Here is a 24,116-nt window from a genome sequence, read left to right as displayed (position 1 = left end):
CCCTCCCCATGACCGAGAGCACCACCATCCGCTGGGAACAGGACGAGACCGGCGTCGTCACCCTCGTCCTCGACGACCCCAACCAGTCCGCCAACACGATGAACCAGGCCTTCAAGGAATCGATCGCGGCCATCGCCGACCGCGTCGAGGCCGAGAAGGACTCCATCCGCGGCATCATCTACACCTCCGCGAAGAAGACCTTCTTCGCGGGCGGCGACCTCAAGGACATGATCAAGGCCGGTCCGGAGGACGCCCAGCAGGCATTCGACCTGGGCACGGACATCAAGGGCTGCCTGCGCCGCATCGAGACCCTCGGCAAGCCGGTCGTCGCCGCCATCAACGGCGCGGCGCTCGGCGGCGGTTACGAGATCGCCCTCGCCTCCCACCACCGCGTGGCCCTCGACGCGCCCGGCTCCAAGATCGGCCTGCCCGAGGTCACCCTCGGCCTGCTGCCCGCGGGCGGCGGCGTCACCCGCACCGTCCGCCTCATGGGCATCACCGACGCCCTCCTCAAGGTGCTGCTCCAGGGCACCCAGTACTCCCCGCAGCGCGCCCTGGAGAACGGCCTGGTCCACGAGATCGCGGCCACCCCCGAGGAGATGCTCGCCAAGGCGCGCGCGTTCATCGACGCCAACCCCGAGTCGCAGCAGCCCTGGGACAGGCCCGGCTACAAGATCCCGGGCGGCACGCCGTCGAACCCGAAGTTCGCCGCGAACCTGCCCGCCTTCCCCGCCAACCTGCGCAAGCAACTGGCCGGCGCCCCCTATCCGGCCCCGCGCAACATCCTCGCCGCCGCGGTCGAGGGCTCCCAGGTCGACTTCGAGACCGCGCTCGTCATCGAGGCCCGCTACTTCACCGAGCTGGTGACGGGGCAGACCTCGAAGAACATGATCCAGGCGTTCTTCTTCGACCTCCAGGCGGTCAACTCCGGCGCCAACCGGCCCCAGGGCATCGAGCCGCGCCAGGTCCGCAAGGTCGCCGTCCTCGGCGCCGGGATGATGGGCGCGGGCATCGCCTACTCCTGCGCCCGCGCCGGCATCGACGTCGTCCTCAAGGACGTCTCGGCGGAGGCGGCGGCCAAGGGCAAGGCCTACTCCGAGAAGCTCTGCGCCAAGGCCGTCTCCCGAGGACGTACGACCCAGCAGAAGGCCGACGAGCTGCTCGCCCGCATCACGCCCACCGCCGACCCGAACGACCTGGCGGGCTGCGACGCCGTGATCGAGGCCGTCTTCGAGGACACCTCGCTCAAGCACAAGGTCTTCCAGGAGATCGAGAACATCGTCGAGCCGGACGCACTGCTGTGCTCCAACACCTCGACTCTCCCGATCACCGTCCTCGCCGAAGGCGTCGAGCGGCAGGACGACTTCATCGGCCTGCACTTCTTCTCGCCCGTCGACAAGATGCCGCTCGTCGAGATCATCAAGGGCGAGCGGACCGGCGACGAGGCACTGGCACGCGCCTTCGACCTGGTGCGCCAGATCAAGAAGACCCCGATCGTCGTCAACGACTCCCGCGGATTCTTCACCTCCCGCGTCATCGGCCACTTCATCAACGAAGGCGTCGCGATGGTCGGCGAGGGCATCGAGCCCGCGTCGGTCGAGCAGGCCGCCGCACAGGCCGGCTACCCCGCCAAGGTCCTCTCCCTGATGGACGAGCTCACGCTCACCCTGCCGCGCAAGATCCGCAAGGAGTCGAAGCAGGCCGTCGAGGAGGCCGGCGGCACCTGGCAGACGCACCCGGCCGAGGCCGTCATCGACCGCATGGTCGACGAGTTCGGCCGCACCGGGCGCAGCGGCGGAGCGGGCTTCTACGAGTACGGCGAGGACGGCAGGCGCGGCAGGCTGTGGCCCGGCCTGCGCGAACACTTCACCAAGGCGGGACACGAGATCCCCTTCCGGGACATGCAGGAACGCATGCTCTTCTCCGAGGCGCTGGACACCGTCCGGCTCCTGGAGGAAGGCGTCCTCACGTCCGTCGCCGACGCCAACATCGGATCCATCTTCGGTATCGGCTTCCCCGGCTGGACCGGTGGCGTCCTCCAGTACATCAACGGCTACGAAGGCGGCCTGCCCGGCTTCGTGGCCCGCGCGCGTGAGCTCGCCGACCGCTACGGAACGCGGTTCACGCCGCCCGCGCTGCTCGTCGAGAAGGCGGAGAAGGGCGAGCGGTTCAGCGACAAGTAGCCGCACACACCCGCCGCCCCGGCCGTACCCGACGTACCGCTGAGTGGTATGCGGGGCTTGCTCCCCGGGGGCGGGGACCCGGCGCTTACCGCGAACGGGTCCCCGCCCCCACCGAGGGGCTCCCATGGGCCGCCCCTCCCACGCCCTCCTGGACATCCTGCGCGGCGAGGACGTGGACCGCGTCGTCGCGCAACCCCGGCACCTCCGAACTGCCCTTCCTCGCCGCCCTCATGGCGGGCGAGCTCGTCGGATTCGCCCGGCCCGCCGTCAAGGCGGCCCTCGACGTCCAGCACGCCCGTGACCTGCCGCTCGGCGGTTGCGCCGCCGAGAGGAGGAGCAGGGGCAGGTCAGGACTGCTTGAGCCACTCCCGCAGCTCCTCCTTCAGCGAGCGCTGGAACGTGGTGAGCAGGGCCTGTACGACCAGCGGCTCCATGTGCGCGGACAGCGACTTCACCGCCGCGACGGATTCCTGCTCGCCCACCGCGTCGCGCAGCAGCGCGGACAGCTCGCGCGCCGCCGCACGCGAGTGCTCCAGCAGGACCGTCCTTGCCGCGAGGACCGCCTCATGGGCGATGGGCACGTCCAGCAGCTCCACGCCGAGCCGCAGCAGCGCCGGATCCACGCGGAAGGAGTCCGAGGTGCGCTCGACGACCTGCATGGCGGTCAGCCGGTCCAGGTCCTCGTCCTCCAGAGGCCGTCCGGCCCGCCGCTCCAGCTCCTCGCGCGTCACCACCTCCACCGCGTCGGGTGCCCAGGAGGCCACCACGGCGCGGTGAATGGCCAGGTCGTGGGCGCTCAGGCCGGGCGGCAGCTGTGCCAGATGGCGCTCGATCGCCGCCAGCGACATGCCTTGGTGCTGCAGTTCCTCGATGAGAGCCAGCCGGGCCAGGTGCTGCCGGCTGTAGTGCCCCACGCGCCGCGGGCCGATCACGGGCGGCGGGAGCAGGCCTTTCGCGCTGTAGAAGCGGATGGTCCGGACCGTGACGCCTGCCCGCGCGGCCAGCTCGTCGACGGTGAGCGTCGACTCCTCGGTGTCCGTGGTCATGGCAGGTCCTCACCTTCCGGGTGGTGCGGCGCCCGCCCTCCGGGACGGGCGAGGACACGGTGCAACAGTATTACTGTCTCACCAACCTTGTGAAAGTGTTCGTGAGGCCCGACATCGCCTTGATCGCTGCTTGCACCAGCCCCTGATCACCATGTGAGACGCCGGTCTGTACTCCACCGGCCGCATCCCGCGTTCGATGGCCTCGGCGGGCTCGGCCCCCGGGTTCACCGCGAAGATAGAACATGATCCGCCCCCTGATGTTCGTCCGCCCGCCCAACTCAATCTCCAGGCAGATACGTTCCCATCGCAACCTCTTGCAGAAAGATGCTGCAAGGAGTTGCCAGCGCTGTCGCGGCGCTGCTTGACTCACGTGCCGACAGGCGCAGCCGACCGAGCGCGGAGCCGAGAGGAACACCCATGAGCAGCCCCGAGATCGACGTCCTCGTCCTGGGAGGCGCGGGCGTGGACACGATCGTCCACGTCCCCGAACTGCCGCTCCCGTTCGCCGACAGTTACATGATCCGGCCCGGCATCGAGACCCGGGCCGGACAGAGCGGGGACTTCGTCGCGCTCGGCGTGCACGCCCTGGGCCTGCGCACGCACCACCTCGACATGATCGGCGACGACCACGAGGGCGAGCTCGTCCGGGCCCTCCACCGCGACCGCGGGATCCCGCTCACCGACGTCCTCCAGCCCGGCGGCACCAAGCGGGCGGTCAACCTCGTCGACCCACAGGGGCGGAGGCTGTCGCTGTACGACGACAGCCGCTCCCGGGAAGCGGACCGGCTGCCCGAGGAGACGGTGCGCGCGCTGGCCGCAGCGAGTCGCCACGCCCACGTCGTCATCACCCACCCGTGCTCCGCCACCCTGCCGGTACTGCGTGAAGCGGGCCTGACGCTCTCGACCGACCTGCACAACTGGGACGGCGACAACCCGTACCACGAGCCGTTCGCCCATGCCGCGGACGTCGTCTTCCTGTCCACGACCGCGCTGGCCGATCCCGAGCGGACGATGCGCCGGATCGCCGAACGGGGCCGGGCCCAGGTAGTGGCGGCCACCGCCGGGGCGGACGGCGCGTACCTGCTCGTGGACGGGGAGGTGACCCACATCCCGGCGGTCACCCCTCCCGCTCCCGTCGTGGACTCCAACGGCGCGGGCGACGCCTTCGCCTCCGGCTTCCTCTTCGGCCGGCTCGCCGGGGAACCACCGCTGCGGTGCGGGCTGTACGGCGTGGTGGCCGGAGCGTACGCCTGCACGGTGCCCGCGACACGGGCCGACGCCATCGGCCGCGACGAACTCCTGGCCCGCGTCGCGGAATTGGAGGACCAAGGCCTCACCACGATCGCGGCGACCGTCCCCGGCGCGTGACTCCCCGGGGACCACGTCCGCGCGCCGTCTGTCCCGCTCCTGGGGGCGTCCGTGGGGCCGGCGGTTCGGGGGTGCGCCCCGTGGGGGGCGCGGGGAACGGCGCGCCCGGCCCCCACGGAGCCGCGGGCACGTGTGCGGGCGGTGGCCCCGGTCGGGTACGCAGAGCACCGGCCGCCGTGGAGCGGCGCGTACACCCGTCCGCCCGCAGAGGGGCGGACGGGCGGCGCAGCGCTCCCTGACGCCGGACCGGCCGGCCCGGCGTCACTCAGCGGGCGTGGACGGAGTCCGTCGCAGCGATCCGCTTCCACGACTTCGGCCGCGCCGGAACCCCCTCGCTCCGGGCGACGGACACGCCCCGCGCCGCGGACACGGCCGGCTTCGAGGGCTGGAAAAGCCAGGTGTCGAACAACGCGGCGAGCGGCTTGCCGGACACCTGCTCGGCGTACTTCCGGAAGTCGTCGACCGACGCGTTGCCGTACGCGTGCTTCTTCGGCCAGCCCTTGAGGACGGCGAAGAAGGCGTCGTCCCCGATCTCATTGCGCAGCGCCTGCACGGCGAGAGCGCCCCGGTCGTAGACCGCGATGTCGAACTGGTTGTCCGGGCCCGGGTCGCCGGGCTCGACCGTCCAGAACGCGTCGTCCGACGGGTGCGAGGCGTACACGTAGTCCGCGAGCTCCTGGGCCGTGCCCTCGCCCTCGTGCTCCGACCACAGCCACTGCGCGTAGCGGGCGAAGCCCTCGTTGATCCAGATGTCCTTCCAGCCCTTCAGCGACACGTCGTCGCCGTACCACTGGTGCGCCAGCTCGTGCACGACGACGGACGTGTTCGAGCCGTTCGCGAACTGCTTGGGGCTGTAGTACACGCGGGTCTGCGTCTCCAGCGCGTACCCGGTCGTCGTGTCGGGCACGTACCCGCCCGCCGAACTGAAGGGATACGGCCCGAAGTAGCCGCTCAGCCAGTCGACGAGCTCCCCGGTCCGCTCCACACTGGCCCGTGCCGCGCCGTCGTTGTCGCCGAGGTCCTTGCTGTACGCGTTGACGACCGGCACGCCGCCCTCGGAGGTGCTGGTGGTGATGTCGAACTTCCCGACAGCCAGCGTGGTGAGATAGGTCGCCTGCGGTTTGTTCGAGCGCCAGTTGTAGCGGGTCCAGCCCAGGCGCGAACTCGTCGACTGGAGCGTGCCGTTGGAGATCGCCTGAGTCCCGTCGGGCACCGCCACCGACACGTCGTACGTCGCCTTGTCCAGCGGGTGGTCGTTGCTCGGGTACCACCACCAGGCCGCCTCGGGCTCGTCCGCCGCGACCGCGCCGTCGGGGGTGCGGTGCCAGGTGGAGAAGCCGTACGCGCTCTTCGTGGACGGCACCCCGCTGTACCGGACGACGACCGTGACCGGCGTCCCCTTGGGCAGCGGCTTCGCGGGAGTGATCTCCAGCTCGTGCTGTCCGGACGTCGCGAACGACGCCTTCGCACCGTTGACCCGCACCTCGCTCACGTCGAGCAGGAAGTCCAGGTCGAACCGCGACAGATCCTGCGTGGTGGTGGCCAGGAGGGTCGCCGTTCCCTCCAGTTCGTCCGTCCGCGGCTGGTACGTGAGTCGCAGGTCGTAGTGGGAGACGTCGTATCCGCCGTTGCCGTACGCCGGGTAGTAGGGGTCGCCGATGCCCGGCGCCCCTGGGGAACTGCTTGCCGCCGATGCCGGGATCGCCAGCAGCAGGGAGGCCGCGAGCGCGCCCGGGGCGATGAGTCTGCGGTGCACGTCAAGCTCCAAGTGGTAGGGGCATGAAGTCTGTCCGGAGCCTATTGAGTCCCTGTGCCCAAGGCGTGTCCACAACCACCCCTGTCACACGATCGCCATTCGGCCGACATGACTGACGGGGCCTCACGGCCCTTTCACCGACCCTCTTTTGCCCGGGAGTCGACCGGGGTACCTTCCGCGCATGCCGACACCAGTGCGCCGCATGCGCTTCACGACCTGGAGATCGCTCGCGACGGCCGTCACGGCCGCCCTGATGGCTTCGTTCCTCGCCCCCGCCGCCGCACACAGCGCCCCGCGCGAGAGCACCCCCGTGTATTCGTACGAGAACGCGATCCGCGAATCGGTCTGGGTCGACACCGGACTCGACGGCGACGGCGACGGGAAGACCGACCGGGTCGCCGTCGACGTCGTCCGGCCGCGCGAACTCGCCCGGCAGGGCCGCAAGGTACCCGTGATCATGGACGCCAGCCCTTACTACTCCTGCTGCGGACGCGGCAACGAGAGCCAGAAGAAGACGTACGACGCGAACGGCAACGTTGTCCAGATGCCGCTCTTCTACGACAACTACTTCGTCCCGCGCGGTTACGCCTTCGTCGGCGTCGACCTCGCCGGCACCAACCGCTCCGACGGTTGCGTGGATGTCGGCGGACGCTCCGACATCCAGTCCGCCAAAGCGGTCGTCGACTGGCTCAACGGCCGGGCCAGGGCGTACACCACGCGCACCGGCACCACCTCGGCCAAGGCCACCTGGACCAACGGCAGAACCGGCATGATCGGCAAGAGCTGGGACGGCACCATCGCCAACGGCGTCGCCGCCACCGGCGTCAAGGGCCTGAAGACCATCGTGCCGATCAGCGCCATCTCCTCCTGGTACGACTACTACTTCGCCAAGGGCGCCCCGCTCTACGACTCCGGCCCGGACTGGCTCTCCGACTACGTCGACAGCCCCGACGCCCGCGCCAAGTGCGCCGCCGTGCAGCAGAAGCTCGTCGACCAGGCACCGCGCACCGGCGACTGGACGCCGCTGTGGACCGAACGCGACTACGTGAAGGACGCCGGCAAGATCAGGGCCAGCGTCTTCCTGATCCACGGCATGCAGGACCTCAACGTCCGCACCAAGCACTTCGGCCAGTGGTGGGACGCCCTCGCCAGGAACGGCGTCGAGCGCAAGATCTGGCTCTCCCAGACCGGCCACGTCGACCCCTTCGACTTCCGCCGCGCGACCTGGACCGACACCCTGCATCGCTGGTTCGACCACGAACTCCTCGGCTACGACAACGGCATCGACGAGGAACCCATGGCCGACATCGAACGGCACCCCGACCAGTGGGTCACGTCGAGCGTCTGGCCGCCGCGCGCCACGAGCGCCACGACCCTGCGGCCGGACACCGGCACCCAGGCCGGCGTCGGCACCCTCGGCCTGCGGACGGGTTCCGGAACCGAGACCTTCACCGACGACCCGGCGCTGGGCGAGACCGACTGGGCCGCGCACATCGACGGGCCGAGCGCCGAGAAGGCCGGCTTCGTCACCGAGCCGCTCACCCGCGACCTGCGGCTGTCCGGCTCCTCCAAGGTGACCGTCACCGCCACCCCCACCACGTCCACGGCCCACCTCTCCGCCGTCCTCGTCGACCTCGGACCGGACACCATCCGCGACTACGCGGCCGGCGGCGAGGGCATCACCACGCTCACCGACCGCACCTGCTGGGGCGCGAGCACGGCCGGCGACAGCGCCTGCTTCAAGGGCACCGAGGCGAAGAAGACCGACGTCGACTACACGGTGTTCAGCCGCGGCTGGGCCGACCTCGGCAACCACGCCTCCGACACCAAGGGCGTCCCCCTCACCCCCGGCCGCGACTACACCATCACGCTCGACCTGGCGGCCACCGACCACGTCGTGCCCGAGGGCCACCGGCTCGCACTGATCGTCGCGGGCACCGACAAGGACCTCATCGACCCCCCGTCGAGCACACCGACCCTGACCCTCGACCTGTCCCGCACCTCGGCCAGGGTTCCGCTGGTCGGCGGCTCCGACGCCTTCGCACGGGCGACGGCGGGCGCGACGGCAGCGGCACCCGGCCCGTCCGTCCTCGACGGCGTGGGCGCGCCCCGCACCGCGCTCCCGGTGCCCGGGGAGGCCCGTTGATCGCCTTACGCGCACGAGCCCTGGCCGTGGCGGTCACCGCCACGGTCCTGGCGGCGCCCCTGCTGACCGTGCCGGCACACGCGGCCGACACCCCGCCGCGCACCGGATTCGAACGCAGTGGGGGAGCACGCTGGACCGGCGAGCGTGAGGAGCGGGACTTCCTCGCCGCCGTGGACCGGGCGAGCGACAGGGTCTCCGTCACCCGGATCGGGACGACCGGACAGGGCCGCCCCCTCCGGCTCGTCCGCGTAGGCACGCACCGCACGTCCACGACCGTGCTGCTGGTGTGCAGCCAGCACGGCGACGAACCCGCGGGCCGCGAGGCGTGCCTCAGCACGGTCCGCGACCTGGCGTTCGCCGAGGACGGGCCGACCCGGCGCCTGCTCGATCGCACCACGGTGCTGGTCCTGCCCACCGCCAACCCCGACGGCCGCGCCGCCGACACCCGGGGGAACGCCGACGGCGTCGACATCAACCGGGACCACCTCGCCCTCACGACCGCCGAGGCCCGCGCGACGGCCGCGGTCCTACGCGACCGCGGACCCGACGTCGTCTACGACCTCCACGAGTACGGCGCCACCCCGAAGTACTACGACAAGGACCTCTTCGACCTCTGGCCGCGCAACCTCAACACGGACACGGCCGTGCACGACGAGGCGCGGATCCTGTCAGGGGAGTATGTACGGCCCGCCGCCCGGACCGGGGGGTACTCGACCGGCACGTACGGCATCTGGACCGACCCCGTGACCGGTGATCCCGTCAAGCAGACCGCGGGCGACGGACAGGAGCGCATCCTGCGGAACATGTCCGGCGTCAAACACTCCGTGGGCCTGCTCATCGAGAGCCGGGTGGAACCGCTCGACGACAGCGCGGAACCCGCGAACAACCGTCGCCGGGTCAAGTCCCAGCTCGCCGCACTGGGCGGACTGTTCGGATTCACCCGGGAGCGGGGCGGGCAGGTCGCGGAGGCCACCGCCGCCGCCCGCGCCGCGGGTCACCGCGACACCGGCCCGGTCTACCTCGGCGGCGCCGACAACGACGCGGCCGAACCGGCCGAGGTGATCCAGGACCCGCCCTGCGGGTACCGGCTCACCGCGGACCAGTACGCGGACGTCGGCGACGAACTCGCCCTGCACGGCGTACGCGTACGGCACGGGGCCGACGGCGTACTCGTCCCGCTGCGCCAGTCCCTGCGCGCCCTCGTCCCCCTGCTCCTCGACGAGCGCGCGCCGTACCACCTCACCGCCGCGGAACCCGCGCCGGACTGCTGAGAGCGGACGCTTCCCCGGGGGGCGGCCGCTTCCATGGGGCGGCCACTCGCACAGAGGTGGCCGCTTCTACGGGGCAGCCGTCCCCCTATGGGGGGCGGCTGTTCCTCCACAAAGGCGGCTGTTCCCACAGAGGCGGCCGCTTCCAGCGACGTGGCCGTTCACGCGGAGGCGGCCGGGCGTGCGAGCCCGGCCGCCTGCCGCGCACACCCCCACGCCACCGTCACTCCCGCGCCACCGTGCCCGTAGTTGTGCACCAGGACCCTGCCGTCCGGCAGCACCTCGCGCTCCAGCCGTACCTCGTCGCGCCCCGGCCGCAGCCCCACCCGCTGGTCGAGCACACGCGCCCCGGCGACCTCGGGACGCAGCGCCGCACAGCGCGCGACGATCGACGCCGCCACCTCCGGGTCCGGCGTCAGGGACCAGTCGTCCTCATCGGTGGTGCCGCCCAGGACCACCCGGTCCGGCTGCGGGAAGACATACGTCGTCGTCCCGGCGGACGCGTCCGTCGACACGACCCACTCGCGGATTCCCGGATTCTCCACGATCACCAGCTGCCCCCGAACCGGGCGCACCGCAGGGTCGGGCACGAGCTCCCGAGCGCCGAGCCCCGTGCAGTTCACGACGACCGGAGCCGCCGCCTCCGCCAGGTCCGTCACCGTGCGTTCCTCGATCACCCCGCCCGCCCGCAGGAACCGCTCGCGCAGCCACCCCAGGTGCACCGGCATGTCGATCAGCGGAAGCCGGGCCCACAGCCCCTGCCCCGTGTACTCCGCGGACGTCGCCGCCCGCAGCCCCGCGAGCCGCCCGGCAATCCACGGCGCCTGCTCGTCCAGCCGTGTCTCGCCGAGTACACCCTCGACCACCCGTACGCCCGTCTCCATTGGACGCACGGCCAACTCCTCGTACACGGACAGCGATCGCAGGGCCCACGCGCGGGCGAGCTCCTTCGGCTCGATGCGGTAGGGCCACCACAGGGCGCCCGCAACGGCCGAGGTGGTCCGTTGCGCGGACTCGCGCGCCCACACCCGTACCCGTGCGCCGCCCTCGGCCAGCACGATCGCCGTCGTCAGACCGACGACCCCGCTGCCGACCACGATCACTTCATCACTGCTGGCGTTCTCCACGCGGGGACGTTAGCGGAATACGTCATGCCGTGCTCACATCACCCTCGGTGCGGGAATACTCACAGCATGTCTGCCGAGTACGCGACCTTCGGCCTGGCACCGGCGATGCGTGCCGGTGGAGTCCTCGCCAACGGTGACTACCAAGTGCACCGGGACTTCGTGGACTTCATCGTCGACGGCCGCCCGCTGCTGTTCCGCCTCTCCGACCTCGACGCGGTGTCCCCGCTCGCCTCCGACGTGCCACCCGCGATCTTCACCGCCCAGGTGCGCAGCCTCCTCCTGGAGGCCGAGGCCCCGCTCGACGGGGACCGCTACATCATCTACGGCTGCCCCGAGTGCGCGAGCCTCGAATGCGGCGCCGTCACCGCCGTGATCGAGCGGGACGGCGACGACTACATGTGGCGCGACTTCGCCTGGCAGACCGGTGAACCCGCCGATCTCGAACTCAACGGCTATCACGGCATAGGGCCGTTCCGCTTCCGCGGCGCCGAATACCGCAGCGCACTCCATTCCCTCCTCGACGGCGACTCGGGACCCCGCCGCCGCGTCCTGCTCATCGGCGCCCGGGTCGCCCTGCTCGCCCGGCTCGCCGCCGCCCTGCGCACCATCGGCATCGGCGCCGACATCACCCGCGACGCCGCCGACGTCCCCGCCGACGAACTGCGCGCCTACGGCGCCGTGGTCTTCGGCCGGACCGTCGGCGAACCCGAACGGGCCGCCGTACGCGCGTCGTTCCGCGACGCGTCGGTCGACGTCGCCTACGTCGACGGACTCGCCCCCATCGTCCCCCTCCTCGTCGCCCAGATCGAGCACGCGCTCGACCGCAGCCCGCGGGAACAGCGCCGGCTCACCCGGCTCGTCGCGGCCGACGGCGAGGCAGGAATCGAGGTCACCTCCACCTGCCGTGTCCAGCTCACCGCGTACCGGCTCGACCGGCTCTCCCGCACCCACGCGCACGACGTCTTCGACGGCGTCCTGGAGGCGGGCCGCCATCGGGTCGCACTGGACGCCAAGGCCGTGAAGGGGGAGTCGTTCATCGTGGCCAGGACCTCGGGAAGCGTGCTGGTGGAGGCGATGGCCCACTGAGATCTCCGGCGCGGCAGGGCAGGACGGCCGGTTAGGATCGGCGTCCTGATGACTGCCACCCTCGTCGCCAAGAACCTCGCCGCCGGCCACGGCGACCGCTCCCTCTTCGCCGGGCTCGACCTCGTCGTCGCGCCCGGCGACGTGATCGGGCTCGTGGGCGCCAACGGCGCCGGCAAGTCCACCCTGCTGCGGCTGCTCGCCGGACTCCTCGCCCCGGAGCAGGGCGAGCTGCGCCTGTCGCCGCCCTCCGCGACCGTCGGGCACCTGCCGCAGGAGCCCGAGCGGCGCGCGGGGGAGACCGTCCGCGCGTTCCTCGGCCGCCGCACCGGGGTCACCGAGGCCCAGCGGGTGATGGACGAGGCGACGCAGGCCCTCGTCGACGGAACGCCCGGCGCGGACGACGCCTACGCGGCGAGCCTGGAGCGCTGGCTCGCACTCGGCGGCGCGGACCTCGACGAGCGGGCCGAGGAGGCGGCGGACTCCCTCGGGCTCGCCGTCGACCTGGACCAGCCGATGACCTCCCTGTCCGGCGGCCAGGCCGCCCGGGCCGGACTCGCTTCGCTGCTGCTCTCCCGCTACGACGTGTTCCTGCTCGACGAGCCCACGAACGATCTCGACCTGGACGGCCTGGAGCGGCTCGAACGCTTCGTCGGCGGGCTGCGCGCCGGGACCGTCGTCGTCAGCCACGACCGCGAGTTCCTGACCCGCACCGTCACCAAGGTCCTCGAACTCGACCTCGCACAGCAGCAGATCACCGTCTACGGCGGCGGGTACGAGGCCTACCTGGAGGAGCGCGAGACCGCGCGCCGGCACGCCCGCGAGGACTTCGACGAGTACGCCGACAAGCGGGCCGCGCTGGAGGGCCGCGCCCAGACGCAGCGTTCCTGGATGGACAAGGGCGTCAAGAACGCACGGCGCAAGGCCGGCAACGACAACGACAAGATCGGCCGCAAGTTCCGCAGCGAGGCCAGCGAGAAGCAGGCCGCCAAGGCCCGGCAGACCCAGCGCATGATCGAACGGCTCGACGTCGTCGACGAGCCGCGCAAGGAGTGGGAGCTGCGCATGGAGATCGCGGCGGCACCGCGGTCCGGCGCGGTCGTCGCCACCCTGCGCGACGCGGAGGTGCGGCGCGGCGACTACCTCTTCGGCCCCGCGACGCTGCAGATCGACTGGGCCGACCGGGTCGCCGTCACCGGAGCGAACGGCGCGGGCAAATCGACACTGCTCGGGGCGCTGCTCGGCCGTGTCCCGCTGGACGCCGGGCACGCCGCGCTCGGATCGGGCGTGGTAGTCGGCGAGGTCGACCAGGCCCGCAAGCTCTTCCACGGCTCGGAGTCGCTGCTCGACGCGTTCTGTGCCGCCGTGCCCGACACGGAGCCGGTCGAAGTCCGTACCCTGCTCGCCAAGTTCGGCCTCAAGGCGGATCACGTCCTGCGGTCCGCCGCGACGCTGTCCCCGGGCGAGCGCACCCGCTCGGCGCTGGCCCTCCTCCAGGGGCGGGGCGTCAACCTCCTCGTGCTGGACGAGCCGACCAACCACCTCGACCTCCCGGCGATCGAGCAGCTCGAATCCGCGCTCGACGCGTACGAGGGCACGTTGCTTCTTGTCACTCATGACCGGCGGATGCTGGACGCGGTGCGTACGAACCGGCGGCTGGAGGTCGCCGCCGGCAAGGTCACGGAACTCCCCGCGTAGCCCGCTCCGCGGCGCTCGTGGCCGGGGTCCGCTGCCGCGGGGCCCTGCTCGCCCGCCAGCGCCGCCGCTGGCTGTCGCGGGCCGGCTGCCGCGGGGGTCTGCTCGCCCGCCCATCGGCGCTGCCGGCCGCAGGTCCGCTGTCGCGGGGCTCTGCTCGCCCGCCAGCCCCGGCGCCCGCAGCCGCAGGGTCGCTGTCGCGGGGCTCGACCACCGCCGGGCCCCGCCTCAGACGCCCGGGTACCGGCAACCGTCAGCGCCCCCCGCCCCGGGTACCGGCAACCGTCAGCCCCTCCCCCGCTTGGGGTCCACGAGTCCGGCGCGGCGCAACGCGTCCGCCATCGCGCTGTTGGACGGTGCCGGCGCCTGGCGGGAGCCGCCGCCACCGCCGCCCCGGCCCTGACGCTGCTGCCCCCGCTGCTGCGGCGGCCGCCCGCCCCGCTGGGGTCGGCCACCGGCCTGCTGCTCGCCCTGAGGCGCGGCCTCGTCGTCGAGCCGCAGGGTCAGCGAGATCCGCTTGCGCGGGATGTCGACGTCCATCACCTTGACCTTGACGATGTCGCCGGGCTTCACGACGTCCCGCGGGTCCTTGACGAAGGTCTTGGACATGGCGGACACATGCACGAGCCCGTCCTGGTGCACACCGACGTCCACGAACGCACCGAACGCTGCCACGTTCGTCACGACGCCCTCCAGGACCATTCCCGACGCCAGGTCGGAGATCTTCTCGACGCCCTCCTTGAAGGTGGCCGTCTTGAAGGCGGGCCGCGGGTCGCGCCCGGGCTTCTCCAGCTCCTTCAGGATGTCCGTGACGGTCGGCAGACCGAACGTCTCGTCCACGAAGTCCCCGGGCTTCAGCGAGCGCAGCACCCCGGCGTTGCCGATCAGCGCCGCGACCTCGCTGCCCGCCGTCCTCACCATGCGCCGCACCACCGGATAGGCCTCGGGGTGCACGCTGGACGCGTCGAGCGGGTCGTCCCCGCCCCGGATCCGCAGGAAGCCCGCGCACTGCTCGTACGCCTTGGGGCCGAGCCGCGCCACGTCCTTGAGCGCCGTGCGCGCGCGGAAGGGGCCGTGGGCGTCGCGGTGCGCCACGATGTTCTCCGCGAGCCCGGAGGTGATGCCGGAGACCCGGGCGAGCAGCGGCGCGGAGGCGGTGTTCACGTCGACCCCGACGCCGTTCACACAGTCCTCGACCACCGCGTCCAGCGAACGGGAGAGCTTCACCTCGGACAGGTCGTGCTGGTACTGCCCGACGCCGATGGACTTCGGGTCGATCTTCACCAGTTCGGCGAGCGGGTCCTGGAGACGGCGGGCGATCGAGACCGCGCCGCGCAGTGAGACGTCCATGTCGGGAAGCTCCTGCGAGGCGAACGCGGACGCCGAGTACACGGACGCGCCCGCCTCGGACACCATCACCTTGGTGAGCTTCAGTTCCGGGTGCCTGGTGATGAGGTCACCGGCGAGCTTGTCGGTCTCGCGGGACGCCGTGCCGTTGCCGATGGCGATGAGTTCGACCGAGTGCTCCGCGGCGAGCCGCGCGAGCTTGGTGACGGCCTCGTCCCACCGGTTCGCCGGGACGTGCGGGTGGACGACGTCCGTCGCCACGACCTTGCCTGTGGCGTCGACGACCGCCACCTTGACGCCCGTACGGAATCCGGGGTCGAGGCCCAGCGTCGCGCGAGTGCCGGCGGGGGCGGCGAGCAGCAGGTCGCGCAGGTTCGCCGCGAAGACGTTCACCGCCTCGTCCTCGGCGGCCGTACGCAGCCGCAGCCGCAGGTCGATGCCGAGGTGGACGAGGATGCGGGTGCGCCAGGCCCAGCGGACGGTGTCCGTGAGCCACTTGTCGGCGGGACGACCCCGGTCGGCGATGCCGAACCGCCCGGCGACGATCCCCTCGTACGACGACGGTCCGTCGGTGGGCTCTTCCGGCTCCAGGACGAGGTCGAGGACCTCTTCCTTCTCGCCACGCAGCATGGCCAGGATGCGGTGCGAGGGAAGTTCCCTGAACGGTTCGGCGAAGTCGAAGTAGTCGGCGAACTTGGCGCCGGCCTCCTCCTTGCCCTCGCGCACCTTCGCGGCGAGCCGTCCCCGCACCCACATGCGCTCGCGGAGCTCGCCGATGAGGTCGGCGTCCTCCGAGAACCGCTCGGTGAGGATGGCCCGCGCGCCGTCCAGGGCGGCCTGTGGGTCGGCGACGCCCTTGTCGGCGTCGACGAAGGCCGCGGCGGCGGCGACCGGCTGGACCGCCGGGTCGCCGAGCAGGCCATCGGCCAGCGGCTCCAGGCCGGCCTCGCGCGCGATCTGCGCCTTCGTGCGCCGCTTCGGCTTGAACGGCAGGTAGATGTCCTCCAGGCGCGCCTTGGTCTCGGCGCCCCTGATCTGCGCCTCGACCTCGTCGGTGAGCTTGCCCTGCTCGCGTACCGAGTCGAGGATGGCGGCGCGCCGATCCTCCAGCTCCCGCAGATAGCGCAGCCGCTCCTCGAGGGCGCGCAGCTGCGCATCGTCGAGCATCTCGGTCGCTTCCTTGCGGTAGCGGGCGATGAAGGGCACCGTCGATCCGCCGTCGAGCAAGTCGACGGCGGCCTTGACCTGCCGCTCCCGTACGCCGAGTTCCTCGGCGATCCTGCCTTCGATGGACCCTACGAGGGGTGTCGTCACGATCCCGTACCGCCTTATCCACTGAGGTTGCGCGGCAATTGTGGCAGGTGGCGCCGACAACGGGGGATCAGGGCACCGTCGTGCCGCGCACCGCGTCGCGAATCGCAGCGGTCGTACGCGGTGAGTCCGGGCGGCCGGAGCCGTGCGGGGCCGATGCCGACCGGCGCTCAGGCCTTCCCGATCATGTCCCCCGGGAAGGCGCCGGCGGCCAGGGCCGTCATGAGGACACCCTTGGCCAGCTCGGTGAGCCGCTCCACGCCCGCGGCGCCCAGATGCTCGTACGGCGCCCGGTCGAGCCGGTCGGTCCGGTCCTCGATGTCCTGGCGCAGTGCCACGCCGGACTCCGTCAACTCGCCCTCCGTGTCGAGAAGTCCCCGGTCGCGCAGGCGTGCGGAGGCCGCCTCCCAGTCGTCGCGGGACCAGCCGCGCGTGGACAGGGCCCATTTCGGCGCCATGCCCTTGCCGGTCGCGGTGTGGCTCACCAGGGCTTCGACAGGGTCGAGTTCCGCGTCGAGGAGGATCGCGAGATGTCCGTCGCCGCGGTGCTCGCGCAGCAGTGTGGCCGCGTGCCAGAGCGCGAGGTGCGGGGCGTCGGGCACGGGGAGATCGGCGTGGCCGGCGTACAGCGGGCGGGCGGTCCTGACGCAGGCCTCGGTGGCGCGCAGGGCGAGCTCGGCGGCCTCGGCCATCTCCTTGGAGGCGACGAGCTCCTCGCCGAGCAGTCGCCGCAGTGTGGCGTCGACGGCACGCGCGCGTGCCTCGAGCACCTTCTGAGGGGAGACCGTGCGCCACACCTGGGGCAGGTGCCGTGCGACCAGTTCGTGGCTGAAGTTGTAGAACGTCGCCGTCACCGTCCCCGGACCCACCGCTCCCAGCGCGGCGGCGCGCACCGCGAAATACGCCGCCCTGCTGTCCTCGACGCCGACGGCGGACATCTCCCGGCCCAGGTCGGGCGAGAAGTAGTGGGTCGAGTGCAGAGGGTTGAGGACGTTGTGGCAGCGCCGCCCGGCGCGCTCCGGCAGTGAAGTGGTCATGCCCGCAGGTTACCGACTGGTCGGTACGTGGGGAACCGCTGAGGACACGATGGCAGGAATGGTGGGGTGCCCGTCATTGCGGCCATGTCCCTGCGGGCCAAGAATCGAAGACATGCGAACCGTTCTGATCGTCCTCTTCGACGACGTGCAGAGCCTCGACGTCACGGGCCCCCTGGAGGTCTTCGCGGGCGCCGAGGCCTGGCACGGCGGCTCGTACCGCGTCCTCACCGCGTCCCCGGACGGCGCGCCGGTACGCAGCTCCAGCGGACTCACCCTCGTACCGGACCACGCGCTCGACGACGCGCCCGCCCCGCACACGCTCCTCGTGCCCGGTGGCCGGGGCACCCGGCACCAGGACCGCCGGCTGACGGACTGGCTGCGCGGCCACGGTCCGCGGGCCGAGCGTCTCGTCTCCGTCTGCACCGGTGCCATCCTGCTCGCCGAGGCGGGCCTCCTGGACGGGCACCGGGCCACGACCCACTGGGCCTACTGCGACAAGCTGGCCCGCGACCATCCCGCCGTGGAGGTCGACCCGGATCCCATCTTCGTGCGCGACGGCCGGGTCTCCACCTCGGCGGGCGTCACCTCCGGCATCGACCTGGCCCTCGCCCTGGTGGAGGAGGACCTCGGCCGCGAGACCGCTCTCGCGATCGCCCGGCATCTGGTCGTCTTCCTGCGGCGCCCGGGCAACCAGGCCCAGTTCAGTGCCCAACTCGCCGCCCAGACCGCGCGCCGCGAACCCCTGCGCGAGGTCCAGCAGTGGATCACCGAGCATCCCGACCACGACCTGAGCGTCGAGTCGCTCGCCGCGCGCGCCAGGCTCTCGCCCCGGCACTTCGCCCGCGCCTTCCAGTCCGAGACCGGCACGACACCCGGCCGCTACGTCGAGCGCGTCCGCCTGGAACAGGCCCGGCGCCTCCTGGAGGACACCGGCGACGGTGTCGAGGAGATCTCGCGTGCCTGCGGCTACGGCACGCCGGAGGCGATGCGCCGCGCCTTCGTGAAGGCGCTCGGCTCGGCGCCCGCGGAGTACCGGCGCCGCTTCCGCCCGGCATCCACACCCTGATCCGGCCGCCCATCGAAAGGAATCCCGATGCAGATCGCCATCGTCCTCTACGACCGTTTCACGGCTCTCGACGCCGTGGGCCCCTACGAGACCCTCGGCCGGCTGCCCGGCGCCGAGGTCGTGTTCGTCGCCGAGCGCACCGGACCCGTCCGCAGTGACACCGGTGCGCTGGCTCTGACCGCGGACCGGACCCTGGCCGAGGTGCCGGGACCGGACATCGTCGTGGTGCCGGGCGGACCGGGCCAGTTCTCGCAGATGGAGAACGAGGTCCTGCTGGACTGGCTGCGCGCGGCGGACGCCACCAGCACCTGGACGACCTCGGTGTGCACCGGATCCCTGCTGCTCGCCGCGGCCGGGCTCCTCGACGGCCGCCGGGCCACCTCCCACTGGCTGGCCCTGGACTTCCTCAAGGAGTACGGCGCCGAGCCCACCGGGGAGCGGGTCGTGTTCGACGGCAAGTACGTGACCGCGGCCGGGGTCTCCTCCGGCATCGACATGGGGCTCACCCTGCTCGGCCGGATCGCGGGCGACGAACATGCCCAGGCCGTGCAGCTGCTGACCGAGTACGACCCACAGCCGCCCTACGACGCCGGCGCCCCGCACAAGGCGCCCGCTCACCTGGTCGAGGAGTTCCGCACGAACAGCCGTTTCAGCCTGATGTAGTCAAAGACCGAACCGATGCGTGCAGAACCGCGTCATCCCGGCGTGGTCCAGGTGAACTGCGGCTGCCGGCGCTCCAGGAAGGCGGCGACCCCCTCCGCGGTGTCGCCGCCGCGGCGCGCCTGTTCGGCCCAGTGGGAGTCCCGGTCCGTGCGTCCGTTCACGAACTCCTTGGCCGCCGCCTGGGTCAGCAGCGAGCGTCCGGCCAGGACGCGCGTGAACTCGCCGACCCGCTTGTCGAGTTCCCCCTCGGGCAGCACCTCGTCCACCAGGCCGGTGCGCAGTGCCCGCTCCGTGTCGATCAACTCGCCCGAGAACAGGAGGTACTTGGCGGCCGCCGGGCCGACCAGCGAGGCCAGCCGCCGGGTCGAGGAGGCGGGGTAGACGATCCCCAGCTTCGCCGGGGTCACCCCGAAGAGCGCGCCCTCCTCCGCGAACCGCAGATCACAGGCCGCCGCGAGCTGGGACCCGCCGCCCACGCAGTAGCCGCGGATCGCGGCCAGCGTCGGTTTCGGGAAGGCGGCGAGCGCCTCCTCGGCGCGCACGGCCAGCCCCTGCGCCTCGTCCGGGGAGCCGCGCAGCGTCGAGATGTCGGCCCCGGCGCAGAACGTCCCGCCTTCACCGGTGAGCACCAGGACGCGTACGCCGTCGTCTGCGCTCAGAGCGTCGAGCAGGGGCGGCAGCGCCCGCCACATGCCGGTCGTCATGGCGTTCCGCTTCGCCGGATGGTGGACGACGACGGTGGCGACGCCGTCGCCGACGCGGTGCAACAGCTGCGGCTCCATACGCCGCATGCTAACCGCACTCCCCGGGCGCGCGATCAAGAAGGGGGGCGGCTCCGGGGCACCCGTGAAACGGCGCGAACACCCGGAACGGGCCCCGCGAGCGGTGGCAAACCCGTACAACCCGAATAGTTCGCGAAGTCGGCACAACGGGGACAGGAGCAGTCTCACAATTGACCGTGTCATACGCCGACGATCAGAAACCGTCGATACTTGCTGACTTCTGTTCAGTCATCAGGTATGGACCGATGCGCTATCAACACTCGATGCGTGGTGACAATCGAGCGCAAGGGTGGCGACCGGACGATGGACAACCTCGGGCGGGGGTCCGACCCGAGCCCCGCAGTCGGCGGAAACGTGTCTCCGGACCGGAGAGCGACCGTCCCGCTGCCGTACGAGGGGGTGTGGCGGTTCACCGCTCCCGCCGTCGACGCCTCGGTGCCGCAGGCACGGCACGCCGTCCGTGATCTGCTGTTCCGTCAGGGAGTACCCGTCTCGGACGACCTCGTCCAGGGACTCCTGCTGATCGTCTCCGAGCTGGTCACCAACGCGGTCCGGCACGCGGCGCTGCTGTCGCCGACGCTCGCCGTGGAGGTCGCCGTCGGTGCCGAGTGGGTGCGCGTCTCCGTCGAGGACAACCACCCGTACCGCCCGACCGCCCTGGAGGCCGACCACGGGCAGACCGGGGGCCGAGGCCTCCTGCTGGTGCGGGAGGTGACCCGGGAATCGGGCGGGGTGTGCGACGTCGAGCACACGGCGAGCGGCGGCAAGGTGATCTGGGCCGCACTGCCGTTCATTCCCAGCGTCGTCTAGGGATGTCGTCCGGATCAGGGCGGGCCCGGTCCGATCCGAACGGCACCCTCCCGGTCACCAGCCCGCGGACGGGCCCGTCAGCTCCCTGATCGCGGGACGGGCGGCGTCCAGCACGGTCATGAACCAGGCGGAGAACGTGTCCTTCGCGTGCCGCTCCGCCAGCTCGGCCGCCGTCACGAAGGCCGTCGAGCCGACCTCCTCCGGGTCGGGCCGCAGCGCCGACTGCACCATGCCGACGAAGAGGTGGTTGTACTCCTGCTCCACCAGCCCCGACGCCGGGTCCGGGTGGTTGTACCGGACCGTGCCCGCCTCGGCGAGCAGCGACGGGGACACCCCGAGCTCCTCGAACGTCCGCCGGGCCGCCGCCGCGAACGGCGCCTCCCCGGGGTAGGGGTGGCCGCAGCAGGTGTTCGACCAGACACCGGGGGAGTGGTACTTGCCGAGGGCGCGCTGCTGGAGCAGCAGCCGGCCGCGCTCGTCGAAGAGGAAGACCGAGAACGCCCTGTGCAGCTGTCCGGGCGCTTGGTGGGCGGCGAGCTTCTCCGCCGTACCGATCGTGTTGCCGTCCTCGTCGACCAGCTCCAGCAAGATCGCTTCAACGGTGCCGTTCGACGAACTGTGCGTCGCGGTGGCAGGTGTGATCGGCATACCCATCCTTCGCATCGGTCTTCGAGCCCCAAGTCTGCCGTACGAAACCGGCACTCCCGGCACTTCGCGACTCCCGCATGTCCCGCTCCGCGGCGGCGGAGCCGGACCCGCGGCCCCCACGGGTCAGACGCCGAAAGCGGCCGGATACCTGATCGTGCCCGGTGCCACCGCCGAGGAACCGTCCAGGACGAGGGCCATCAGATGTTCGGACGGCACGTCGAATCCGGGCCGGATGCCGTACTCCGAAGCGGGCACGAAGCCGAACCTCGGGTAGTACCCGGGATGCCCCAGTACGAGGACCAGTCGCTCTCCCCGCGCGCGTGCCGCCTCCAGCACCGCGCGTACGACGGCCGATCCGGCGCCGCTGCGCTGGTGCTCCGGCCGTACGGCCACCGGTGCCAGCGCCGCCGCCTCGCCGGCGTCGACATGACAGCGGGTGATCAGGGCGTACGCCGCGATCGTGCCGTCCGGCGCCTCGGCCACGTACGACAGGTCCGGCAGCCACGCCTTTGGGTCGGCGCGCAAGGCGTCCACCAGATCCGCCTCGTCCGCCCGATCGAACGCTGTCGCGTTCACGGCGTGCACCCCGGCGCGGTCGGCGGCGGTCTCCCGGCGCGTGCGCCAGACGGAGGTGGGTTCAGTGCCGGTCAATGGCAAAGCCTCGCCTCGTGCTCAGCGTGTCCGCTGGGCTCCAGCTGGAAGGTGCAGTGCTCGACGTCGAAGTGGTCACCGAGGCAGCCCTGGAGTTCGTGGAGCATCTTTTCGTGGCCGATCGCGTTCAGGGCGTCGGAGCTGACGACCACGTGGACGGACAGGACCGGCATGCCGGAGGTGATGGTCCAGGCGTGCAGGTCGTGGATGCCCTCGACCCCGGGCAGCGCCAGGATATGGGCACGCACCTGCGCCATGTCGACATTTTTCGGAGCCGCCTCCAGCAGCACGTCGAGCGTCTCGTGGAGCAGTTTCCAGGTGCGCGGGACGATCATCAGGCCGATGAGGATCGAGGCGATCGGGTCGGCGGCCTGCCAGCCCGTGGTCATGATCACCACGGCGGAGAGGATGACGGCCAGCGAGCCCAGCGCGTCCGCGGCCACCTCCAGGAAGGCCCCGCGCACGTTCAGGCTCTCCTTCTGGCCGCGTACCAGCAGCGACAGGGAGATCATGTTCGCGACCAGGCCGATCGTGCCGAACACGATGGTCAGGCCGCCCGCGGTGTCGGCGGGTGTCAGGAACCGCTGGATCGCCTCGTACAGCACGTAGCCACCGACGCCGAGCAGCAGCAGACAGTTGGCGAGCGCGGCGAGGATCTCGGCGCGCGCGTAGCCGAAAGTACGGGTCTCGCTCGGCGGCCGGGCGGCGAAGTGGATCGCCAGCAGTGCCATGCCCAGACCCAGTGCGTCCGTCGCCATGTGCGCGGCGTCCGCGATCAGCGCGAGCGAGTCGGCGACGACGCCGCCGACGATCTCGACCACCATGACGGTGAGTGTGATCGACAGCGCGACGCGCAGCCGCCCGCGGTACGCCGCTGCCGCCGTCCCCGTCGGGGGAGCGCCGTGCGCGTGCCCGTGATCGTGTCCGGCCCCCATGGGTCTGCCTCCTGTGCTCTGCCCGGGATCACAGTGAACTACGGGCGAGGAGCATCGGGCAACGCGGCACTGAACACCGTTGTCATGTGCCCTGACCTGCGGAAACCATACGCAGGTCAGAGCACTGACGCGATCATTCGGAAGGCGTCCTCGGGTGGCGGAGCACCCAGCCCTCCCACGCCGACCCGACCATCTCGCGCACCCCGCGCCGGGCGGTCCAGCCGAGCTCCCGCGCGGCCAGCCCGGCCGAGGCGACCGCGCGCGGGGCGTCACCCGGGCGGCGAGGCTCGACGACCGGCGCCCTGTCGTCCCCGCTGATCTCACCGATGAGGGTGACCAGCTCGCGGACCGAGACGCCCTCACCGCGCCCGATGTTCACGGTCAGGTCGCCGGACACGTCGCCCGTCAGCCGCCGGGCCGCCGCCAGGTGCGCCTCGGCGAGATCGGCTACGTGAATGTAGTCACGGACGCAGGTGCCGTCCGGGGTCGGGTAGTCGTCGCCGAAGATCCGCGGGGCCTCGTCGCGGGTGAGACGGTCGAAGACCATCGGGATCACGTTGAAGACGCCCGTGTCGGACAGTTCCGGTGCGGCGGCGCCCGCCACGTTGAAGTAGCGCAGACACACCGTGGCGATCCCGTGCGCCTGCCCCGCGGCCCGGACCAGCCACTCCCCGGCGAGCTTCGTCTCGCCGTACGGGCTCATCGGGGCGCAGGGCGTGTCCTCCGTGACGAGGTCCACATCGGGGTTGCCGTAGACGGCCGCCGACGAGGAGAACACGAACTTCCGAACGCCCGCCCCGGCGACGGCGTCGAGCAGCGTGGCCAGCCCGCCCACGTTCTCCTGGTAGTAACGCGTCGGCTGGGCCACGGACTCGCCGACCTGCTTGCGCGCCGCGAGGTGCACCACACCCGTCACCTCGTGCTCCGCGAGCACCCGCTTCAGCAGATCCCCGTCCAGCGACGAGCCCTGCACCAGCGGTATGCCCTCCGGAAGTCGGCTCGGCACCCCGGCCGAGAGATCGTCGAGGGCGACGACGCGCTCCCCGGCCTCGGCCATCGCCCGCGCCACGTGTGCCCCGATGTATCCGGCTCCGCCGGTGATCAGCCATGTCATGGACGCCCACCCTATGCGGACCCCTCCGGTGCCGGTCCTGCACCGCCCCTTCGGGTCGCGGCGCCCGGCTCGTCCCGCTC

19 protein-coding genes are annotated in these 24,116 nt (G+C 71.7%); 9 read left to right on the top strand and 10 right to left on the bottom strand.

Annotation, left to right across the window (positions count from 1 at the left end):
• The first annotated feature begins 8 nt into the window (after positions 1-8).
• The gene (locus tag H305_RS0101885; protein ID WP_028798917.1) at positions 9-2,183 is read left to right on the top strand and encodes a 3-hydroxyacyl-CoA dehydrogenase NAD-binding domain-containing protein; all 2,175 of its coding nucleotides are present in this window, start codon (positions 9-11) and stop codon (positions 2,181-2,183) included.
• Between the two features lie 347 nt (positions 2,184-2,530).
• Here the strand turns inward: H305_RS0101885 and H305_RS0101875 are convergent, their stop codons facing one another.
• Positions 2,531-3,229, bottom strand: coding sequence for a MerR family transcriptional regulator (locus tag H305_RS0101875; protein ID WP_028798916.1), 699 nt, complete (start codon positions 3,227-3,229; stop codon positions 2,531-2,533).
• A 417-nt stretch (positions 3,230-3,646) separates the two neighbouring features.
• On the opposite strand from H305_RS0101875, the gene H305_RS0101870 reads away from it, so the two are divergent.
• On the top strand, positions 3,647-4,597 hold the full coding sequence (locus H305_RS0101870; RefSeq protein ID WP_028798915.1) for an adenosine kinase: 951 nt from the start codon (positions 3,647-3,649) through the stop codon (positions 4,595-4,597).
• Between the two features lie 265 nt (positions 4,598-4,862).
• Here H305_RS0101870 and H305_RS0101865 read toward each other — a convergent pair whose 3' ends face one another.
• A complete protein-coding gene (locus H305_RS0101865) occupies positions 4,863-6,353 on the bottom strand; it encodes a M1 family metallopeptidase (RefSeq protein WP_028798914.1) in 1,491 nt (496 codons plus the stop codon).
• Between the two features lie 181 nt (positions 6,354-6,534).
• On the opposite strand from H305_RS0101865, the gene H305_RS54330 reads away from it, so the two are divergent.
• Both H305_RS54330 and H305_RS54325 read left to right on the top strand, forming a co-directional pair.
• Positions 6,535-8,499: a Xaa-Pro dipeptidyl-peptidase gene (locus tag H305_RS54330; protein WP_028798913.1), complete on the top strand. Its 1,965-nt coding sequence runs from the start codon at positions 6,535-6,537 to the stop codon at positions 8,497-8,499.
• Positions 8,496-9,770, top strand: coding sequence for a M14 family metallopeptidase (locus tag H305_RS54325; RefSeq protein ID WP_420707999.1), 1,275 nt, complete (start codon positions 8,496-8,498; stop codon positions 9,768-9,770). The genes H305_RS54330 and H305_RS54325 overlap by 4 nt, the downstream gene beginning before the upstream one ends.
• Positions 9,771-9,928: 158 nt before the next feature.
• On the opposite strand, the gene H305_RS0101850 is transcribed toward H305_RS54325, so the two are convergent.
• The gene (locus H305_RS0101850) at positions 9,929-10,894 is read right to left on the bottom strand and encodes an FAD-dependent oxidoreductase (RefSeq protein ID WP_028798911.1); all 966 of its coding nucleotides are present in this window, start codon (positions 10,892-10,894) and stop codon (positions 9,929-9,931) included.
• A gap of 66 nt (positions 10,895-10,960) precedes the next feature.
• Between H305_RS0101850 and H305_RS0101845 the strand changes: the two genes are divergently transcribed.
• Together H305_RS0101845 and H305_RS0101840 are read left to right on the top strand one after the other, a co-directional pair.
• Complete coding sequence (locus H305_RS0101845) at positions 10,961-11,980, top strand: hypothetical protein (RefSeq protein WP_028798910.1); 1,020 nt, start codon at positions 10,961-10,963, stop codon at positions 11,978-11,980.
• A gap of 48 nt (positions 11,981-12,028) precedes the next feature.
• Complete coding sequence (locus H305_RS0101840; RefSeq protein WP_028798909.1) at positions 12,029-13,675, top strand: ABC-F family ATP-binding cassette domain-containing protein; 1,647 nt, start codon at positions 12,029-12,031, stop codon at positions 13,673-13,675.
• A gap of 282 nt (positions 13,676-13,957) precedes the next feature.
• Here H305_RS0101840 and H305_RS0101835 read toward each other — a convergent pair whose 3' ends face one another.
• Together H305_RS0101835 and H305_RS0101830 are read right to left on the bottom strand one after the other, a co-directional pair.
• A complete protein-coding gene (locus H305_RS0101835) occupies positions 13,958-16,333 on the bottom strand; it encodes a Tex family protein (protein ID WP_028798908.1) in 2,376 nt (791 codons plus the stop codon).
• Between the two features lie 167 nt (positions 16,334-16,500).
• Entirely contained in the window at positions 16,501-17,367 is an 867-nt protein-coding gene (locus H305_RS0101830; RefSeq protein ID WP_028798907.1) for an SCO6745 family protein, read from the bottom strand.
• Positions 17,368-17,479: 112 nt separating this feature from the next.
• Here H305_RS0101830 and H305_RS0101825 point away from each other — a divergent pair, with 112 nt between their 5' ends.
• Entirely contained in the window at positions 17,480-18,433 is a 954-nt protein-coding gene (locus H305_RS0101825; RefSeq protein ID WP_028798906.1) for a GlxA family transcriptional regulator, read from the top strand.
• A gap of 27 nt (positions 18,434-18,460) precedes the next feature.
• A complete protein-coding gene (locus H305_RS0101820; protein ID WP_028798905.1) occupies positions 18,461-19,096 on the top strand; it encodes a DJ-1/PfpI family protein in 636 nt (211 codons plus the stop codon).
• Between the two features lie 32 nt (positions 19,097-19,128).
• Here the strand turns inward: H305_RS0101820 and H305_RS0101815 are convergent, their stop codons facing one another.
• The gene (locus tag H305_RS0101815) at positions 19,129-19,878 is read right to left on the bottom strand and encodes an enoyl-CoA hydratase/isomerase family protein (protein ID WP_028798904.1); all 750 of its coding nucleotides are present in this window, start codon (positions 19,876-19,878) and stop codon (positions 19,129-19,131) included.
• A gap of 303 nt (positions 19,879-20,181) precedes the next feature.
• Here H305_RS0101815 and H305_RS0101810 point away from each other — a divergent pair, with 303 nt between their 5' ends.
• Positions 20,182-20,688 carry an ATP-binding protein gene (locus tag H305_RS0101810; RefSeq protein WP_037761981.1) on the top strand — a complete coding sequence of 169 codons (507 nt, stop codon included), beginning with the start codon at positions 20,182-20,184 and terminating at the stop codon, positions 20,686-20,688.
• Positions 20,689-20,742: 54 nt separating this feature from the next.
• On the opposite strand, the gene idi is transcribed toward H305_RS0101810, so the two are convergent.
• The 4 genes from idi to galE form a co-directional block, all read right to left on the bottom strand.
• A complete protein-coding gene (gene idi / locus H305_RS0101805) occupies positions 20,743-21,336 on the bottom strand; it encodes an isopentenyl-diphosphate Delta-isomerase (RefSeq protein ID WP_028798902.1) in 594 nt (197 codons plus the stop codon).
• Positions 21,337-21,459: 123 nt separating this feature from the next.
• Positions 21,460-21,987, bottom strand: coding sequence for a GNAT family N-acetyltransferase (locus tag H305_RS0101800; RefSeq protein ID WP_028798901.1), 528 nt, complete (start codon positions 21,985-21,987; stop codon positions 21,460-21,462).
• Positions 21,984-22,922: a cation diffusion facilitator family transporter gene (locus tag H305_RS0101795; RefSeq protein WP_028798900.1), complete on the bottom strand. Its 939-nt coding sequence runs from the start codon at positions 22,920-22,922 to the stop codon at positions 21,984-21,986. The genes H305_RS0101800 and H305_RS0101795 overlap by 4 nt, the downstream gene beginning before the upstream one ends.
• Positions 22,923-23,055: 133 nt before the next feature.
• Positions 23,056-24,036: a UDP-glucose 4-epimerase GalE gene (gene galE / locus H305_RS0101790; RefSeq protein WP_028798899.1), complete on the bottom strand. Its 981-nt coding sequence runs from the start codon at positions 24,034-24,036 to the stop codon at positions 23,056-23,058.
• Between the last annotated feature and the right edge of the window lie 80 nt (positions 24,037-24,116).

This window comes from Streptomyces sp. 142MFCol3.1, from assembly GCF_000424945.1.
GTDB classification, from domain to species: domain Bacteria; phylum Actinomycetota; class Actinomycetes; order Streptomycetales; family Streptomycetaceae; genus Streptomyces; species Streptomyces siamensis.
The sequence above is the reverse complement of the archived record's forward strand: the minus strand, read 5'-3'. Positions and strand labels throughout refer to the sequence as shown.

Coding starts and splice junctions, on each gene's coding strand:
- H305_RS0101845 (WP_028798910.1), top strand. CDS start 10,961: ATGTCTGCCGAGTACGCGACCTTCGGCCTGGCACCGGCGATGCGTGCC.
- H305_RS54330 (WP_028798913.1), top strand. CDS start 6,535: ATGCCGACACCAGTGCGCCGCATGCGCTTCACGACCTGGAGATCGCTC.
- galE (WP_028798899.1), bottom strand. CDS start 24,036: ATGACATGGCTGATCACCGGCGGAGCCGGATACATCGGGGCACACGTG.
- idi (WP_028798902.1), bottom strand. CDS start 21,336: ATGCCGATCACACCTGCCACCGCGACGCACAGTTCGTCGAACGGCACC.
- H305_RS0101840 (WP_028798909.1), top strand. CDS start 12,029: ATGACTGCCACCCTCGTCGCCAAGAACCTCGCCGCCGGCCACGGCGAC.
- H305_RS0101825 (WP_028798906.1), top strand. CDS start 17,480: ATGCGAACCGTTCTGATCGTCCTCTTCGACGACGTGCAGAGCCTCGAC.
- H305_RS0101810 (WP_037761981.1), top strand. CDS start 20,182: ATGGACAACCTCGGGCGGGGGTCCGACCCGAGCCCCGCAGTCGGCGGA.
- H305_RS0101820 (WP_028798905.1), top strand. CDS start 18,461: ATGCAGATCGCCATCGTCCTCTACGACCGTTTCACGGCTCTCGACGCC.
- H305_RS0101830 (WP_028798907.1), bottom strand. CDS start 17,367: ATGACCACTTCACTGCCGGAGCGCGCCGGGCGGCGCTGCCACAACGTC.
- H305_RS0101875 (WP_028798916.1), bottom strand. CDS start 3,229: ATGACCACGGACACCGAGGAGTCGACGCTCACCGTCGACGAGCTGGCC.
- H305_RS0101815 (WP_028798904.1), bottom strand. CDS start 19,878: ATGGAGCCGCAGCTGTTGCACCGCGTCGGCGACGGCGTCGCCACCGTC.
- H305_RS0101885 (WP_028798917.1), top strand. CDS start 9: ATGACCGAGAGCACCACCATCCGCTGGGAACAGGACGAGACCGGCGTC.
- H305_RS0101795 (WP_028798900.1), bottom strand. CDS start 22,922: ATGGGGGCCGGACACGATCACGGGCACGCGCACGGCGCTCCCCCGACG.
- H305_RS0101870 (WP_028798915.1), top strand. CDS start 3,647: ATGAGCAGCCCCGAGATCGACGTCCTCGTCCTGGGAGGCGCGGGCGTG.